We start from the raw sequence: 2317 nt of genomic DNA, 5'->3' as shown, positions 1-2317 counted from the left end.
CACCCAGGGTGGGGTGCCCGGCGAAGGGCAGCTCCGTGCTGGGGGTGAAGATCCGGATGGAGTAGTCGGCCCCGGGCTCGGTGGGGGCAATGAAGAAAACGGTTTCGGACTGGTTCATCCACCGTGCGAAGCTCTGCATCGCCTCGGTGTCCAGCTCATCCGCGTCGAAGACCACGGCCAGCCCGTTGCCGCTGAAGGCGGTGGGCGCGAACACATCAACCTGCTGATAGGTGTAGACGGGGTTCATATATTGCATGGTGGCACATCCGTGCGCGCGGGTCAGCCGGTGTTACGCACTGAAGTGGGCGCATGACACCGGCTGACCCTTAGCGTTGCCGGCCCGTGGGCCGGAGGGGCAAACTGACAGCCGCCGGGTGACGGCCTACAGGCTGCCTACCAATGGTGGGCGACATCGATCACCAGCCGTGAACCGGTGCCCGGTCCATCCAGCGTGAAGGCCCGCATCGGCAGCCGGGCCCGGGTGGACAGGCCCAGTCGGTTTGGCCTTCGAAGCTGCCCAGGTAGGCCAGCTGCCGGAAGGTGGTGTAGTCCAGGGAGCGGATCGTCGCCCCCGGGTTGTAGGTCGGCTGCCCCTTGGAGTTGTAGGCCGGGGCGTTGACCGTGATGGACAGCGTGGCCCCGCCGCGCAGCGTGACCTTTTTGCCGCTGCCCGGGGCGTAGAGCGCGTTGACGTACTTGACGGTGTACCCGGTCTTCTTGCCCGTCAGGTCAATGACCAGACGGTCGAAGCAGGCGTGGCGTCCGGTACGCACATCGTCAACGCTGGTGGATCGTGCATGGGTGGACACCGTCTTGGTCAGCGATCCCCAGTAGACGGTGGCGCATGCGGTGGCCGGCGACGCTGCCGGCACCGATACCGCAGTGGCCGATGGTGCCACTGTCATGAGTCCTGTTGCTATTATTGCCGCGGCTAATCCGAGCTTCTTGCGGCGCATTGCCCTCACCGGCTTCCCTTCTGTTTGAGCGCCTGGACCACAGCACAGTGATCCATGAAACCAGTACAGGTGGTGTGCCCCACGAAAACAAGGGACTGTTGGATTCGGCGCCCAAACGGTATCGGTTCGATACCTAGGAACTTTGCGCGGTTCCACGCTGGGCGTACACTCGGATGTCGCCCAGCAACGTTAAAGCCGACTGTGACATGCTGTGAACATGCTTCCCAGTCCTACTGCACCGATTGAAGACCTCGAAAGCAAAGTCACCGACGTTGTCGAAGCCTCCGGGTTCCTACCCGAATCGTTGCGATTCTGGGCGGTGATCGCGGTCGGGTTACTGCTGGCGGCGGTCCTGACCTTCGTGCTCAGCTTCGCGTTCACCCGGATTTTCCACCGCAGCCAGACCATGTCCAGCGACATTGCCGCCACCCGGCTGCCGTTCTTCGGCGCCCTGGCCGCAATTGTGGTCAAGAGCGCACTGCTGGCACTGCGCCGGGACCAGACCGGGTACCAGTTCTGGCAGTTCGCCTGGCTGGTCGTGCTGGTCACCTGCGTCACCTGGTTCCTGATCCGCCTGTCCAAGGGGATCGAGAACTTCATGCTGGAGCGGTTGCAGAAGAAGATCGGCACCGGACGCAAGCTGGCGAAGGTGGAAACCCAGATCGGGCTGCTGCGCCGGGTGCTGGCCGCGATCCTGGTGGTGCTGGCGGTCGCCGCGATCCTGCTGACAATCGAACAGGTCAGGGCGCTGGGCGCCGGTATTCTGGCCTCCGCCGGCCTGATGTCGGTGGTCGTCGGCCTGGCGGTGCAGACCCCGCTGTCCAATGTTTTTGCCGGCATGCAGGTGGCCTTCACCGACTCGATCCGCGTGGGCGACACCATCGTGGTGGAAGGCGAACGCGGCTCGGTGGAGGAGATCACCCTGAGCTACGTGGTGGTCCTGCTGCTGGACGGGCGGCGCATGATCCTGCCCTCCACCTACTTCACCACCACGCCGTTTGAGAACTGGTCGCGGCGCTCCACCGAGATCAGCGGCAACGTGGTGCTGGAGCTGAAGTGGAACGCCCCGGTGGACTACCTGCGCAAGCGCACCACCGAACTGCTGGAGTCCTCGGACCTGTGGGACGGGCGCAGCAACTCCCTGGTCGTGACCGACGCGGTCGGCGGGCTGCAGACCGTGACCATCTATTTATCGGCCCGCAACGCCGGAGACCTGTGGGACCTGCGCAACATGGTGCGCGAAAAGCTGCTCGCGGAGCTGGTGGCCGACTACCCCGAAAGCCTGCCCGACCCGCGGATCCAGCCCGAGATCGGCTCCTAGCTACATCCGGCCGGCCGCAGCTGAGGACGCGCCCGCAGCC

3 protein-coding genes are annotated in these 2317 nt (G+C 64.7%); 1 reads left to right on the top strand and 2 read right to left on the bottom strand.

Annotated elements, in window-relative coordinates:
* Both JCM19049_RS12045 and JCM19049_RS12040 read right to left on the bottom strand, forming a co-directional pair.
* A partial coding sequence (locus tag JCM19049_RS12045; RefSeq protein WP_374700304.1) for a PhzF family phenazine biosynthesis protein occupies nt 1-247 on the bottom strand: 247 nt, incomplete at its 3' end.
* Nucleotides 248-416: 169 nt separating this feature from the next.
* Complete coding sequence (locus tag JCM19049_RS12040; RefSeq protein WP_306420793.1) at nt 417-905, bottom strand: hypothetical protein; 489 nt, start codon at nt 903-905, stop codon at nt 417-419.
* A gap of 370 nt (nt 906-1275) precedes the next feature.
* Here JCM19049_RS12040 and JCM19049_RS12035 point away from each other — a divergent pair, with 370 nt between their 5' ends.
* Nucleotides 1276-2277 (top strand): mechanosensitive ion channel family protein, encoded by a 1002-nt coding sequence (locus tag JCM19049_RS12035; protein ID WP_279403097.1) that lies wholly within the window; start codon nt 1276-1278, stop codon nt 2275-2277.
* The last annotated feature ends 40 nt before the right edge of the window (nt 2278-2317 follow it).

The sequence above is a fragment of the Arthrobacter sp. JCM 19049 genome, assembly GCF_001310435.1.
The sequence above is the reverse complement of the archived record's forward strand: the minus strand, read 5'-3'. Positions and strand labels throughout refer to the sequence as shown.

Excerpts from the sequence above, each read along its gene's own strand:
- JCM19049_RS12040 (WP_306420793.1), bottom strand. The coding sequence starts at position 905 with ATGACAGTGGCACCATCGGCCACTGCGGTATCGGTGCCGGCAGCGTCG.